The organism is Citricoccus parietis, from assembly GCF_042433045.1.
In the GTDB taxonomy this organism is placed as follows: Bacteria; Actinomycetota; Actinomycetes; order Actinomycetales; family Micrococcaceae; genus Citricoccus; species Citricoccus parietis.
In genome coordinates, this window is record NZ_JBHLWH010000001.1 from 31349 (window position 1) to 46522 (window position 15174).

The 15174-nt window shown below is 67.0% G+C and carries 11 protein-coding genes; 6 read left to right on the plus strand and 5 right to left on the minus strand.

The features are described from left to right. Positions 1-101: 101 nt before the first annotated feature. Together ACFFIO_RS00130 and uvrB are read right to left on the minus strand one after the other, a co-directional pair. Positions 102-1358: a TerC family protein gene (locus ACFFIO_RS00130; RefSeq protein ID WP_378039708.1), complete on the minus strand. Its 1257-nt coding sequence runs from the start codon at positions 1356-1358 to the stop codon at positions 102-104. Between the two features lie 267 nt (positions 1359-1625). Continuing rightward, on the minus strand, positions 1626-3797 hold the full coding sequence (uvrB, locus tag ACFFIO_RS00135) for an excinuclease ABC subunit UvrB (protein WP_378039709.1): 2172 nt from the start codon (positions 3795-3797) through the stop codon (positions 1626-1628). A gap of 123 nt (positions 3798-3920) precedes the next feature. On the opposite strand from uvrB, the gene ACFFIO_RS00140 reads away from it, so the two are divergent. From ACFFIO_RS00140 to ACFFIO_RS00155, 4 genes are all read left to right on the plus strand, one after another. Further along, positions 3921-4901: a carbohydrate ABC transporter permease gene (locus tag ACFFIO_RS00140; RefSeq protein ID WP_378039710.1), complete on the plus strand. Its 981-nt coding sequence runs from the start codon at positions 3921-3923 to the stop codon at positions 4899-4901. Positions 4902-4911: 10 nt separating this feature from the next. Continuing rightward, entirely contained in the window at positions 4912-5766 is an 855-nt protein-coding gene (locus ACFFIO_RS00145) for a carbohydrate ABC transporter permease (protein ID WP_378039711.1), read from the plus strand. Between the two features lie 89 nt (positions 5767-5855). After that, complete coding sequence (locus ACFFIO_RS00150) at positions 5856-7178, plus strand: ABC transporter substrate-binding protein (protein ID WP_378039712.1); 1323 nt, start codon at positions 5856-5858, stop codon at positions 7176-7178. Positions 7179-7293: 115 nt separating this feature from the next. After that, complete coding sequence (locus tag ACFFIO_RS00155; protein WP_378039713.1) at positions 7294-8406, plus strand: ABC transporter ATP-binding protein; 1113 nt, start codon at positions 7294-7296, stop codon at positions 8404-8406. Here ACFFIO_RS00155 and coaE (ACFFIO_RS00160) read toward each other — a convergent pair. Next, positions 8348-9028, minus strand: coding sequence for a dephospho-CoA kinase (gene coaE / locus ACFFIO_RS00160; RefSeq protein ID WP_378039714.1), 681 nt, complete (start codon positions 9026-9028; stop codon positions 8348-8350). The two genes, ACFFIO_RS00155 and coaE (ACFFIO_RS00160), sit on opposite strands and share 59 nt — an antisense overlap. Before the next feature lie 5 nt (positions 9029-9033). Continuing rightward, positions 9034-11412, minus strand: a complete 2379-nt coding sequence (gene coaE, locus ACFFIO_RS00165) for a dephospho-CoA kinase (RefSeq protein WP_378039715.1) — start codon at positions 11410-11412, stop codon at positions 9034-9036. Positions 11413-11526: 114 nt separating this feature from the next. Between coaE (ACFFIO_RS00165) and ACFFIO_RS00170 the strand changes: the two genes are divergently transcribed. Together ACFFIO_RS00170 and ACFFIO_RS00175 are read left to right on the plus strand one after the other, a co-directional pair. Then, positions 11527-12240, plus strand: coding sequence for an IMPACT family protein (locus tag ACFFIO_RS00170; protein WP_378039716.1), 714 nt, complete (start codon positions 11527-11529; stop codon positions 12238-12240). Next, on the plus strand, positions 12237-13511 hold the full coding sequence (locus ACFFIO_RS00175; protein WP_378039717.1) for a class I SAM-dependent methyltransferase: 1275 nt from the start codon (positions 12237-12239) through the stop codon (positions 13509-13511). The genes ACFFIO_RS00170 and ACFFIO_RS00175 overlap by 4 nt, the downstream gene beginning before the upstream one ends. Before the next feature lie 110 nt (positions 13512-13621). Here the strand turns inward: ACFFIO_RS00175 and rpsA are convergent, their stop codons facing one another. Next, complete coding sequence (rpsA, locus tag ACFFIO_RS00180; RefSeq protein WP_188806625.1) at positions 13622-15079, minus strand: 30S ribosomal protein S1; 1458 nt, start codon at positions 15077-15079, stop codon at positions 13622-13624. Between the last annotated feature and the right edge of the window lie 95 nt (positions 15080-15174).

Consider the following 15174-nt stretch of genomic DNA (forward strand, 5'->3'; position numbering starts at 1 on the left):
TGACTGGCTCAGGGCGCACGAAAGCCCCGGCCCGGATTGTTCCGGACCGGGGCTTCGATATTGACCACAGCTTTCCGCGAAAGGTGGCAGGACGGGCAAACCTAGATCGTCGGGCCTTCCCGGTCGACGATGTGCTGGGACACCGGGGCCTCACGGCCGGCGGCCATGGCATCGGCCAGCCGCGTCTCGTGGGCGGTCCGGATCACCCGCGAGTACTTGTCCTTGTGCTCGACGAGCTCGCCACGCCACTTCGGCGAGACCTGCTCCGCCGCACTGGTCCACCGGTCCATCTTCTCGGCAGCCTCGTGGCGCTCCTCCGTGGAGGCCGACTCGTCCAGCTTCGTGTACCGGTAGGCGAACTTCTCGGCGTTCTGCAGGGCGATCAGCGCCCGGCCCTTCGGGCTGTACAGCGAGGCCAGCACCGTGATCACCAGGATGACCACGATCACGAGCAGGGACGTCGTGGTCGGGATCTCCTGGACCGCGACGTTTTCTCCGCCGTTGATGAACGGCAGGTTGTTCTCGTGCAGGGCGTGCAGGATGAGCTTGACGCCGATGAAGCCGAGGATCGCGACCAGCCCGTAGGTGAGGTAGACGAGCCGGTCCAGCAGGCCGTCGATGAGGAAGTACAGCTGGCGCAGACCCATCAGCGAGAACGCGACGGCAGTGAAGACGATGTACGGCTCCTGGGTCAGGCCGTAGATGGCCGGGATGGAGTCGAAGGCGAAGAGGACGTCCGTGGCACCGATGGCCACCATGACCAACAGCATCGGGGTCATGACCTTCTTGCCGTTCTCGATCGTGAACAGCTTGTCGCCGTCGTACTTGTCCGAGGCCGGTATAACGCGCTTGGCCAGGCGGACCATCACATTGTCTGCCTCGTCCTTCTCCTCGTCCTTGGACAGCGCGCCCTTCAGCTGGCCGCCGGCGATCAGCAGCAGGGCCAGGCCGAACAGGTAGAACACGTCCGACCACAGTTCGATGATGGCGGCGCCGAGGAAGATGAAGACGGTCCGGGAGATCAGCGCGAAGGTGATGCCGAACAGCAGGACCTTCTGCTGGTCCTCGCGGGGCACCTTGAACGACGCCATGATGACCAGGAAGACGAACAGGTTGTCGACGCTCAGCGCCTTCTCGGTGATGTAGCCCGCGTAATACTCGACGGCATGCTGGGAGTCGCCCAAGGCGAAGAACACCAGGCCGAACACCAAGGCAATCCCCACGTAGATGGACGACCAGAGGGCCGACTCCTTGATGGTGGGGATGTGTGCTTTGCGCACGTGGAAGAAATAGTCGAAGAGCAGCAGGGCCACGATGACAGCGATCGTGATAGCCCAGGTCCAGCCGTTGATAACCATGCGGTCACTTTCCGTGAGGAGGGCGGTGCGCGACCCGCTCCCGCCAGTAAGGGAGTCGGAAACGTTGCACACATTCAGGTGGGTGCCGCAAGTCTCTCCGCCTGCCAGGGGCCGCTCCCTATGGGTTACGGTCCCGGCAGGCCACTGCGTCCGGCCGGCTCTCCCCGTGGACAGATCCAGCGTGTTGACGATCGCAGTGTTAGGGATACTCCCCTACGCCGTGGACCAGTGTACCCCGCCAACGCCTGTAGTCAGGAGTGGCGGCCGTCAGGCGTGGCCCTCGCGCTGCATCTGCCGCAGCTCCTTCTTCAGCTCAGACACCTCGTCACGGATGCGCGCGGCCAGCTCGAACTGCAGGTCCACGGCCGCCTGGTGCATCTGTGCACTCATCTGCTCGATCAACTCGGACAGGTCCTTGGCCGGCAGCTTCGCGAAGTCCGGGGTACCCGCACCGCCGGAGCCACCAGCCGAGTCGCCCTCGGTGGCGTGGGCGGCTGCGGCACGTTGCTCGTCGGTGATCGTGGCGGTGTAGCCACGCTTGCCCATCCCGTAGTCGAAGCCGCTCTTGACCCCGCCCATGCCGGCGAGGAAGTCCGCGGAGTCGGCGTCCTCCCGGGCGAGCTGGTCGGTGATGTCCGCGATCTTCTTGCGCAGCGGCGTCGGGTCGATGCCGTGTTCCCTGTTGTAGGCCTCCTGCACCTCGCGGCGCCGGTTGGTCTCGTCGATGGCCTGCCGCATGGAGTCGGTGATCCGGTCGGCATACATGTGGACCTGTCCGTCCACGTTGCGGGCCGCGCGGCCGATGGTCTGAATCAGTGACGTGGAGGAGCGCAGGAAGCCCTCCTTGTCCGCATCCAGGATGGACACGAGGGAGACCTCGGGCAGGTCCAGTCCTTCACGCAGTAGGTTGATGCCCACCAGGACGTCGAAGACGCCCTTGCGCAGGTCCCGCAGCAGCTCCACGCGACGCAGGGTGTCCACGTCCGAGTGCAGGTACTCCACCTTGACCCCGTGCTCGAGCAGGTACTCGGTGAGATCCTCGGCCATGCGCTTGGTCAGCGTGGTCACCAGCACCCGCTCGTTACGTTCGCTGCGGACGCGGATCTCCTCGAGCAGGTCGTCGATCTGGCCCTGGGTCGGTTTGACCACCAGCTCCGGGTCCACCAGCCCCGTGGGCCGGATGATCTGCTCCACCACGCCGTCGGCCTGGCGCAGCTCGTACTTGCCGGGCGTGGCGGAGAGGTAGACGGTCTGGCCGATGCGTTCCAGGAACTCGTCCCACTTCAGGGGCCGGTTGTCCATGGCGGACGGCAACCGGAACCCGTGCTCCACCAGGGTGCGCTTGCGGGACATGTCCCCCTCGTACATGGCCCCGATCTGCGGGATGGTCACGTGGGACTCGTCCACCACCAGAAGGAAGTCGTCCGGGAAGTAGTCGATCAGGCAGTGCGGGGCGGAACCGGCGTCGCGGCCGTCGATGTGCCGCGAGTAGTTCTCGATGCCGTTGCAGTACCCCATCTCCTGCATCATCTCGAGGTCATAGGTGGTGCGCATCCGCAGCCGCTGGGCCTCGAGCAGCTTGTTCTGGGACTCGAACTCCTGCAGGCGGTCCCGCAGCTCGTCCTCGATGGTGCCGATGGCCCGGTGCATCCGCTCGTCCCCGGCCACGTAGTGCGAGGCCGGGAAGATGTACATCTCCTCCTCCTCGCGGACCACGTGCCCGGTCAGGGGGTGGAGCGTCTGGATGGCCTCGATCTCGTCCCCGAAGAACTCGATCCGGATGGCCAGTTCCTCGTACATCGGGATGATCTCGACCGTGTCCCCGCGGACCCGGAAGGTCCCGCGGTGGAAGTCCTGGTCATTGCGCACGTACTGCATGGCCACGAACTGGCGCAGCAGCGTGTCCCGGTCCATCTCCGCGCCCCGGCGCAGGGTGACCATCTGCTCGATGTACTCCTCCGGGGTACCCAGGCCGTAGATGCATGACACGGTGGCGACCACCACCACGTCACGGCGGGTCAGCAGGGCATTGGTGGCGGAGTGACGCAGACGTTCGACCTCCTCGTTGATCGAGGAGTCCTTCTCGATGAAGGTGTCCGACTGCGGAACGTACGCCTCCGGCTGGTAGTAGTCGTAGTAGGAGACGAAGTACTCGACCGCGTTGTTCGGGAGCAGCTCCCGGAATTCGTTGGCCAGCTGCGCCGCGAGCGTCTTGTTCTGCACCATGATGAGCGTGGGACGCTGCACCTTCTCGACCAGCCAGGCCGTGGTGGCCGACTTGCCGGTACCGGTGGCGCCGAGCAGGACGATGTCCTTCTCTCCGGCCTGCACCCGCTCGGCGAGCTCGGCGATCGCCTTCGGCTGGTCGCCCGAGGGCTGGTACTCCGAGATGACCTCGAACGGGGCCACCTGCCGGTTGATCTTCTGCGCCAGACTCATGGACCCAGCCTACGCCGGGGACCGGATGTGCCCAGGTCCCCAAGTCCTGTTGTTCACCTTTGGCCCCCAACCCCGTCACCCGGGAACGCAAAATCGTTTACGGCGGCTCCCTACGGTCAGCGCATGCCTTCTGTTGTTCGCCCTGGTGCCCCCGTGCCCGGCGCGGTCCCCCTGACCGTGGCCACGCCGGCGATCCCGTCGACCTCCCGCACTCCTGCGGCACCTCGACGCGGCCGATGGCAACGCCGAGACCTCTGGCTGGCCGTGTTGCTGCTGGCGCCGAACCTCATCCTGCTGGTGGTGTTCACCTACCGACCGCTGCTGGACAATATCCGGCTGTCCTTCACCAACTGGAACATCTCCTCCCCCACAGCCCAGTACATCGGCTTCGACAACTACGTGGAGTGGGCGGGGCGGCCGGACTCGTGGAAGATACTGGGCATCACCCTGGTCTTCACGGTCGCCACCGTGGCCGGTTCCATGGTGATCGGCCTCGTCATGGCCCTGGTACTGGACCAGAACCTCCGCGGCCGCGGCTTGGTTCGTTCCCTGGTCTTCGCCCCGTACGTCATCTCCGGTGCCGCCATCGGAGTGGCATTCCAGTTCGTCTTCGATCCCCGCTTCGGCATGATCCAGGACCTGCTTGCGCGCGTGGGCCTGGACAGCCCGAACTTCTACCAGGATCCGGACTGGGCGCTGTTCATGGTCACCAGCACCTACATCTGGAAGAACGTGGGATATGTCTTCGTCATCTACCTGGCCGCGCTGCAGGGACGCAGGATCGAGCTGGACGAGGCGGCCCAGATCGACGGGACCGGGCCGTTCCGCCACTTCTTCCGGATCGTGCTGCCCCAGCTGAGGCCCACGACCTTCTTCCTGTCCGTCACGGTGCTGCTCAGTTCGGTCCAGGTCTTCGACATCATCAACGTGATGACGCGCGGCGGACCCATGGGTAACGGAACCACCACCATGGTCTATCAGATCTACCAGGAGACCTTCGTCAACTCCCGCGCCGGCTATGGCGCCACCGTGGCCACCATCATGTTCGTCATCCTGCTGGTCATCACCGTGATCCAGGTGCGCTTCCAGGATCAGAAGGACTGAGGACCCAGACATGGCCCGCTCCACCCTCTTCGCCTCCAAGCCCTCCGTCACGCCCGGCACCCTGTTCGGATACGCATCCATGGTGGTCATTGCGGCCATCGTGTTGGTGCCCATCGCGTTCATCCTGCTGACCTCCCTCAAAGAGCGGCCGGACATCTACACGGAGCCGGTGCAGTGGATCCCGGATCCGTTCACGGCGGAGAACTACGCCACCGTCATCGACGACGTCCCCTTCATCCGGTACTTCCTGAACTCCCTGCTGATCACCACCGTCCTCACCGTGGTCCAGGTGGTGCTGGGCATCATCACCGCCTTCGCCCTGGTGTTCCTCCACTACCCTGGCCGCCGCATCGTCTTCCTCTTCGTGGTCGCCTCCCTGATGGTGCCCAACCAGGTGACGGTGATCTCGAACTATGCGCTGGTGGCCGAACTCAACTGGCGCAACACCTTTGCCGGCATCATCATCCCCCTGGCCGGAGTGGCCTTCGGGACCTTCCTGATGCGCAACCACTTCGCCTCCCTGCCCCGCGAGATCGTGGAGTCGGCGCACCTCGACGGCACGGGGCCCTTCCGGTTGCTCTTCCGGATCCTGTTGCCGATGTCCTGGCCCACCGTGGTGGCATTCACCCTCATCACGATCGTCACGGAGTGGAACCAGTACCTGTGGCCCTTCCTGATGGCGGACACGGCATCCGTCGCCCCGCTCCCGGTTGGCCTGACCTTGTTGCAGAACAACGAGGGCAGCACCAACTGGGGCCCGGTCATGGCCGGCACCATTCTCACGATGATCCCCATACTCATCGTCTTCCTGATCCTGCAGAAGCAGATGATCAAGGGCCTCACCGCTGGCGCGGTGAAGGGCTGATCCAGACCATCCATCCCCTATCTCCCGTCCCCTACATCAGTGACATCACTCATCACCAACACCAACACCAACACCAACAAAGGATCCCCATGATGACCCGTCTCTCCACCCGACGCCTCATGTCCGGCGCGGCCACCTTGAGCATTGCCGCCCTCGCCCTGACCGCCTGTGCCGGCACCGGCGGCGCCACCACCTCGGAGGCCGCGGACACCGGCTCCGCCGAGAAGATCGTCTTCTGGTCCAACCACCCGGGCTCCTCCAAGGACATCGAGGAGGAGATCATCGCGGAATGGAACGAGGAGAACCCGGACACCCCGGTGGAACTCGTGGACGCCGGAGCGAACTACGAGGAGGTGGCCCAGAAATTCAACGCAGCCCTGGCCGGCGGCGACCTCCCGGACGTGGTGGTGGCCTCGGACGTGAACTGGTTCAACTTCGCGCTGAACGACAACTTCGCCGAGATGGGTCCGCTCTGGGAGTCCCAGGACGTGGAGTCCGACGACCTGGTGGACACCCTGCGCGACGACTACGAGTTCAACGATGAGCACTGGGCCATGCCCTACGCCCGCTCCACCAACCTGATGTACGTCAATGACCAGATCTTCGAGGAGGCCGGTCTGCCGGCGGAGGGCTTCGAGACCTGGCAGGACTTCGCCGAGGCCGCCCCGGCGCTGAAGGAGGTCACCGGGGATGATCCGGTGCTCGTGATCCCGGACGGCTCGAACTACCTCGACTGGTACTTCCAGGGCATGATCTGGACCTTCGGCGGGGCCTACTCCGAGGACTGGACCGCCACCTTCACCCAGCCCGAGTCGATCGAGGCCGGCGAGTTCCTCCAGGAGATGGTCCAGGAGGGCTATATCGAGATCAGCAACGACGCCGTGAACACCTTCGGCGTCGGCTCCGCCGGGGCCCTGCTCGAGTCCACCGGCTCCCTCGGGGGCCTCAAGGAGACAGCGGCCATGGACTTCACCACGGCCTACCTGCCGGGTCCCACGCCGGGTGCCGCCACTGGTGGTGCGGGTCTCGCGATCCCGTCCGGGATCTCCGAGGAGCGCCAGGCCAACGCCGTGCGATTCATCGACTTCCTCACCAACACCGACAACACCGTGAAGTTCAGCCAGGCCACCGGGTACATGCCCGTGCGCAAGTCCGCCCTGGAGCACCCGGATGAGGTGGCCTTCCTGGAGGAGAACCCGAACGCGATGACGGCCATCGAACAGCTCAACGAGAACACCCAGCCGCAGGATGCCGCCCGCGTCCTCGTACAGGGCGGCGGGGCCCGGATCGGTGGCGCCCTGGACGAGATCACCACCGGCGGCGCTGACGTCACCGAGGTCTTCACGCGCCTCGAGGAGGAGACCCAGGAGATCATCGACCGGGACATCAAGCCCAAGCTCGACCAGCAGTAGACAGTCGCACCCGGCAGCCGCCGGCAGCGCCAGCCCGAGCCGCCGGTCCCGTCCCCTGCGCGGGGATGGGACCGGCCGTCCACCCCCCGACCCCCCTCTCCAGGAGCCCCTTCAGATGGCCAGCATCACGTTCGAGAACCTCACCCGCCAGTACCCGGGCAACCCCCACCCCTCGGTGGTCGGCCTGGACCTGGAGATCCACGACGGTGAATTCCTGGTGCTCGTGGGACCCTCCGGCTGTGGGAAGTCGACCACCCTGCGCATGCTCGCCGGCCTCGAACCCATTGACGACGGCCGGCTGCTGATGGACGGCCGGGACGTCACCGGACAGAAGGCCTCCCAGCGGGATGTGGCCATGGTCTTCCAGTCCTATGCCCTCTACCCGAACATGACCGCACGGCAGAACATGGCCTTCGCGCTGCAGAACCGTAAGGTGCCCCGTGGACGCATCACGGAACTTGTGGAGGAGGCCTCCCGGATCCTCCAGCTCGACGACCTCATGGAACGGAGGCCGGCGGCGATGTCCGGTGGCCAGCGCCAGCGGGTGGCCATGGGCCGGGCCATCGTCCGCCAACCACAGGTGTTCTGCATGGACGAGCCCCTGTCCAACCTGGACGCCCAGCTGCGGGTGTCCACCCGGGCGCAGATCGCAGAGCTACAGCGACGATTGGGCACCACCACCGTGTTCGTCACGCATGACCAGACCGAGGCCATGACCCTCGGTGACCGGGTCTGCGTGCTGAACGCGGGCCTCCTGCAGCAGGTCGGCACCCCGCAGCAGTTGTACTCAAGGCCCCGCAACACCTTCGTGGCCGAGTTCATCGGAACCCCTGCCATCACCCTCGTGGACGGCGTCCCGGTGCGTGACGGCGCGGCCCACCTCGGCGGCACCGGGCACCGGATCGCTCTGCCCGCCGGTGCCTCGGACGCAGGTCCTGTCCTCACCGTCGGCCTGCGCCCGGAGGCCTGGCGTACGGTCAGCCTGGAGTCCCACCCTGGCGCCCTCCAGATCACCGTGGCGCTCGTGGAGGACCTCGGTGCTGACCAGTTCGCCTACGGGCTGCCCGCGCGTCCAACCGAGGGAGTCACGGTGCGGGGCGGCCGCGTCTGCGTGCGATTGCCCCGCGGGCACCGGGTGGAACCCGGTGAGACCCTGGCCGTCGAACCGGTCATCGACGAGGCGTATCTCTTCCACGCCGAGACGGGTCTGAATCTCCGGTCGGTTTGAACGGCACCACATACTCGTCCCACACCCGGCGCGTCGTGCGGCGCAGGTCCTCCAGGCCGGCGTCGTTGACCATGAGCACGTCCGCCGCGGCGCGGCGCTGCTCGTCCGTGGCCTGGGCAGCGATACGGGCCCGCGCATCATCCTCGGTCATCCCCCGGTCCCGGATCATCCGCACCACCCGCTCCTCTGGGTCCGCCTCCACGACCAGCACGAGGTCGTAGGAGCCCGCCTGCCCGGACTCCACCAGCAGCGGCACGTCCTGGACCACGACGGCGTCCGGGCCGGCCTCGATGACGAGCCGCCGGCCCTCGGCCCGCACCAGGGGGTGGATGATCCCGTTCAGCAGCGCCCTGGCCTCTGGATCGGCGAACACCAGCTTCGCGACGGCGGCGCGGTCCATGGAGCCGTCCGCAGCGATCGCTGTGGGGCCGAGGGCCTCACGCACGCGGCGCAGGCCTTCACTGCCGGGCGCCACGACGGCGCGGGAGAGGGCGTCTGCGTCCACCACGATGGCGCCGAGGGCGGACAGCTCCGCGGCCACCGTGGACTTGCCGCTGGCGATGCCGCCGGTCAGTCCGATGTGCAGCCGGGGCCTGACCATTCCGTCTTCGGTCTCGTTCACCTCGCTCACTGGGATCCGCCCTCAGGAGTGGCGCTGCCCGCAGCGGTGGTGGCGTGGTGCTCATCGAGGACCGGCTGCACATACTCGTCCCAGAAACGCCGCGTGGCCTCGGAGAGGTCGTTGAGGCTCGCATCGTTGACGATGATCTGGTCGGCGATCTCCCGGCGCTCGGCGTCCGTGGCCTGGGCATCCACCCGCGCCCAGGCCTGCTGCATGGACATCCCGCGCTCGTGCACGAGCCGGTTGACCCTCGCCTCCGCAGGGGTCTCCACGGTGAGCACCACGTCGAACTCGCCCGCAGAGGCCGTCTCCACCAGCAACGGCAGGTCGACCACCACCACCGCCTCGGGGCCGGCCTCGCGGGCGATCCGCTGGATCTCCTCCCGCACCCTCGGGTGGACGATGTCATTGAGGCTCTCCCGGGCCACGGTGTTGCCGAAGACGAGCTGTGCCAGGGCCTGACGATCCAACTCACCGTTATCGGCGATCACCTCCGGACCGAATCCCTCACGGATTTCTGCCAGGGCCTCGGACCCCGGCGCGACGGCCGCGCGGGCCAGCTCGTCGGCGTCGATGACCACGGCGCCCCACTCCGCGAGGTCACGGGCCACGAGCGACTTCCCGGAGGCGATGCCACCGGTCAGGCCGACCGTCAACAGCCCACGGCTCTCCAGCGCCTGTTGCCGGTGGTAGGTGTTCGGCTGGAGTGCCTCGTACTCGGGTTCGGTGCCCACCTCGTACTCCGGCCGGATCACGTACTCGTCCAAGTCGTGCTCGTCCTCGTGGGCGCGGCGGTGGTACTCCTCGATCGGCAGCACCTGCTTCCACTGCCGGGTGCGCAGTGGCCGGGCGGTTCCGGCGTCCTCGCGCAGGGCCTGGAGCAGCAGCCAGGCCTGGAACAGGGACAGCGCCATCACCGGGGCACCGATGACGATGATGACCTCCTGGAGCGCGTTCAGGCCGTTCTCCCCCGAGGTCACCAGGATGACGGCGCAGACCAGGCCCACGGACACGGCCCAGAACACGCGCTGGCGCTTCGGGCCCTCGTCCTCGTGCCCGGAGGCCATGGAGTCCAGGACCAGGGCCCCGGAGTCGAGTGACGTCACGAAGAAGATGACGATGACGATGAGGGCCAGGACGGCGGTGACCAGGTACAGCGGGTAGGACTGCAGCAGCTGGAAGAGTGCCGCCTCCACGTTCCCGTCGGTGACGATCGTCTCCGTCAAGGACCCCGCGGTCCCCTCGGCACGGTCGATGCTGAAGGCGCTCAGGCCGTAGATACCGAACCAGATGACCACGAAGGCCGTCGGCAGGCCGAGGCAGGCGGTGACGAAGGCACGGATCGAGCGGCCGCGGGAGATCCGGGCGATGAACAGCCCGACGAAGGGCGACCACGTCACGGTCCAGGCGTAGTAGAAGACGGTCCAGTCACCCGACCACTCACCGCCGCCGAAGGTGTCGTTGAAGAAGGACAGCGCCGGAAGGTGGGACAGGTACGCCCCCGCCGACTCGACGATGCCGCGCACGGTGTCCATGGTGGCGCCCCACATGAGCACATAGACCAACAGCACGATCGCCAGCACGATGTTCAGGTAGGACAGCCGCTTGATGCCCTTGTCCAGACCGGCCAGGGCCGAGGCCAGGGCGATGCCCGTGATGATGGCGACAATGCCCGCCTGCAGCCACCCGCTGATGGGGACGCCCATGACGTAGTTCATGCCGCTGTTGATCTGCATGGCGCCCAGGCCCACGGAGACCGCCAGGCCGAACACGGTGGACAGCACGGAGATGATGTCCACGAGCTTGCCCCAGGGGCCGTGGATCCGGTCCCCGAGCAGGGGTTGCAGGGCCGAGGACACGCGCGGCGGCAGCTTGCGCTTGTAGGTGAAGTAGCCGAAGCACAGCCCGGGGACCACCAGCAGGGCCCACATGTGGATGCCGAAGTGGAAGTTGGAGATGGCGAGGGCCTGCGTGGCGGCCTGGTCCGAGAAGGGCTCGGTGCCGTACAGCGGCGGGTTGGCGTAGTGGTTCATCGGCTCGGCCACGCCCCAGAACATCAGGGTGGCGCCGATGCCGGCGGCGAAGAGCATGCCGAACCACGCCATTCCGGAGAACTCGGGTTCGGAGTCGTCGTCCCCGAGCTTGATGCGGCCGAACCGGCTCAGGGCCAGTCCCACCGCGAAGACCACCAGCAACGTGGTGCCAAGGGTGTAGAACCAGCCGACGTCATAGCGCAGGTAGGTGGAGACCACGCCGAAGGCGCCCTGGACCGGTCCCGGGAAGATCGCCATGGCCAGGGTGAAGACGACGATGATCAACGCTGAGATGAAGAAGATGGCCGGGCCGGTGCGCAGACCGAGTCGGTTGTGCAATCGGGTCAGCATGTGGAGTCCCCCTCCGATCGAGCCGTCACCGGCGGTCGTGCCGGGGCGGGTTCACGCTCGCAAACAAACTACCTCATCACGGCCGGATGGGTACTCGGCAGTAGAGTGGACGGCATGTCTGTGGAGCAGCCCGGATCCCGGGCATCATGCTATGCGGTGCTCCCGTCGATCACGATCAGCACCCCGGTCGTCCACGAACTGGAGATCAAGCGCTCCCGCTTCATCGGCCATGCCCTGCGCGTCACCACTGAAGATGAGGCCCGCACGTTCATCGCGTCCCTCCGGAAGCAGCACCACGAGGCCCGGCACGTGTGCAGCGCGTTCATCCTCGGCCCGGACCGTGACGTCATGCGCTCCTCGGATGACGGCGAACCCGCCGGGACGGCGGGCGTCCCCATGCTGGAGGCCCTGTCCCAGCGCGAGACCCGGCCACGGCCCGAGGGCACCGCGGCGAGGGACCTGTCCGACGTGGGCGTCGCCGTCGTCCGCTATTTCGGTGGAGTGAAGCTCGGTGCTGGAGGCCTGGTTCGCGCCTACTCGGACGCCGTCTCCGCGACCCTGGACCAGACCGAGACGGTGACGCGGCAGCGCATGGTGCTGGCCGGCGTCGACGCTCCGCACGCCGAGGCCGGGCGGTGGGAGAACGAGCTGCGGGCCGCGGGCTTCCACGTCCAGGAGACACGCTACGGCTCCGGATCCGCCACGCTGGTGGTGGCCCTGCCCGACGACGGCCGGTCCGGCGCCGCGTTCACCGAGCGGTTGGCATCCGTCACCGCAGGGGCAGGACACGTGCGCACGCTGGGCACCGAGTGGGTGGACCTGCCGTGAATTCTCCTGCCCTGAACTCCGTCCCCCGAGGCCAGACCCCGCCGGTCCACCGGACCTCGTTGACCACCGGCTTCGACTTCGCCGCCCTCTCCCGGTGGCCCTATCCCGAGTCCCCTGAACTCCAGGCCCACGACGCCGCGGATCTGCTGCTGCTGGACACGGCGCAGGCCTGGTGGGATGCCGCATCGCGGGATGACAGCGGCGTCCCTCCGGTCGGCGTCCTCGAGGACCGTCACGGCGCACTCACCCTGCCCCTGCTGACCGCGGGACATGCCGTCCGGATCGGCCAGGACGCTCTGGGCCAGGAGCGCTCACTCGACGCCAATGTGACGACGTTCCGCGGCTCCGGTGCGCTGGAGGACGCCGGCCCGCTGAGCCGTCACGGCATCGACCCCGACCTGGTGGCCGGTGCGCGCATGATCCTGCTGCAACTGCCCCGGTCCCTGGACGCCCTGGAGCAGTGGGCGCACCTGATCGCCGCACACGCACACGAGGACGTCTTACTCCTCGCGGGCGGCCGGGACAAGCACATGACCCCGCGCCAGAACACCGTCCTCGAGCGCCATTTCGGCTCGGTGGTGCCCGGCCGGGGCCGGTCCAAGTCCCGGGTCATCACCGCACGCGGCCCGCGGCGCGGACGCCCCGCCCCGTTCCCTCGGACCGCCGAACACGAGATGCCCGGCCTGGGCCCGGTCACCTTGGCCGCCCACGGGGCCACCTTCGGGGGGACGAACCTCGATCCGGGGACGGCCTTCCTGCTCCGGTCGTTGGAGTCGGAGCTCCAGCGGGGTGGGCTCGAGTGGGCCGGACGGAAGCGGGCCGTGGACGTGGGCTGCGGCAACGGCACGATCGCGGTGTACTTGGCCTCTCAGCCGGCCGGGATGGAGGCCTTGGACGGGATGGAGGGTGTGAGCGTCATCGCCACCGACCAGTCCGCGGACGCGTGTGCGTCCACCCGGCTCACGGCCTCACTCAACGGGGTCCAGGACCGGATCGAGGTCCGCCGGGATGACGCCCTGTCCACCTTCCCCGGTGCCAGCGAGGACCTCCTCGTCCTCAATCCGCCGTTCCACGCGGGCAACACGGTGGACACGCGGGTCGCGGTGCGCCTGATGGCCGCCTCGGCACGGGTTCTGCGTCCCGGCGGGGAGCTGTGGTGCGTGTGGAACTCGCACCTGATGTACCGGGCTGAGCTCGAGCGCCTCGTCGGCCCCACCCGGCAGCTCGCCCGCAATCGGACGTTCACGGTGACCGTCAGCACCCGCCGCTGAATCCGCACCCCGGCTCCGCCCCCAAGACGCAGACAGGCCCCGCACCGGAGGGTGCGGGGCCTGTCAGGTCGGCGGGTCAGCCCATGGCCGACCCGTGACTGATCAGCAGATCAGTTGCCGGTGAGCTTCTCGCGCAGGGCGGCAAGAGCCTCGTCGGAGGCCAGGGTGCCCTGATCGGCAACCTGGTTGTTGTCGTCAGAGGAGTAGGAGGCGGCGCCGGACTCGACGTCGGCCGCGACCTCGGCATCCTCGTTGAGGTGGCGGGACACCTGCTCCTTGTGAGCCTCCCAGCGGGCCTGGGCGTCAGCGTACTGCTGCTCCCAAGCGGCGCGCTGGGTCTCGAAGCCCTCGAGCCATTCGTTGGTCTCGGGATCGAAGCCCTCGGGGTACTTGTAGTTGCCCTCGTCGTCGTACTCGGCAGCCATGCCGTAGAGCGCCGGGTCGAACTCGGTGCCCTCCGGATCGACGCCCTCGTTGGCCTGCTTGAGGGACAACGAGATGCGGCGACGCTCGAGGTCGATGTCGATGACCTTGACGAACAGCTCGTCGTTGACGGACACGACCTGCTCGGCGGTGTCGATGTGGCGGGAGGCCAGCTCGGAGATGTGCACCAGGCCCTCGATGCCGTCTTCGACGCGCACGAACGCACCGAACGGAACCAGCTTGGTGACCTTGCCCGGCACGACCTGCCCGAGGGCGTGGGTGCGGGCGAAGAGCTGCCAGGGATCTTCCTGGGTGGCCTTCAGGGACAGGGAGACACGCTCGCGGTCCATGTCCACCTCGAGCACCTCGACGGTGACTTCCTGGCCGACCTCGACAACCTCGGACGGGTGGTCGATGTGCTTCCAGGACAGCTCGGAGACGTGCACCAGGCCGTCGACGCCACCCAGGTCCACGAAGGCACCGAAGTTGACGATCGAGGAGACGGTGCCGGTGCGGACCTGGCCCTTCTCCAGCTTGTGCAGGAAGTTGGAGCGGACCTCGGACTGGGTCTGCTCGAGCCACGCACGGCGGGACAGGACCACGTTGTTGCGGTTCTTGTCCAGCTCGATGATCTTGGCTTCCAGCTCCTGGCCGATGTACGGGGCCAGATCGCGGACGCGGCGCATCTCGACCAGGGAGGCGGGCAGGAAGCCGCGCAGGCCGATGTCCACGATGAGGCCGCCCTTGACGACCTCGATGACGGTGCCGGTGACGACGCCGTCCTCTTCCTTGATCTTCTCGATGGAGCCCCAGGCACGCTCGTACTGAGCACGCTTCTTGGAGAGGATCAGGCGGCCTTCCTTGTCCTCCTTGGTGAGGACAAGGGCCTCCACGCTGTCGCCGACGGCAACAACTTCGTCCGGGTCCACGTCATGCTTGATGGAAAGTTCCCGGGACGGGATGACGCCTTCGGTCTTGTAGCCGATGTCGAGCAGCACTTCGTCGCGGTCGACCTTGACGACGGTGCCTTCGACCAGATCGCCGTCGTTGAAGTACTTGATGGTGGCGTCAACGGCGGCGAGGAAGTCCTCAGCAGTGCCAATGTCATTGATGGCAACCTGCGGGGCGGTGGAGGTAATGGTCATGTAGTAGGGGCTCCGATGTGGATTGTTCACTCGGCCGGGCGACGCGGACACACGAGGGGAACGCGACAACCCGGATAGTGGGTTGATATGAATAT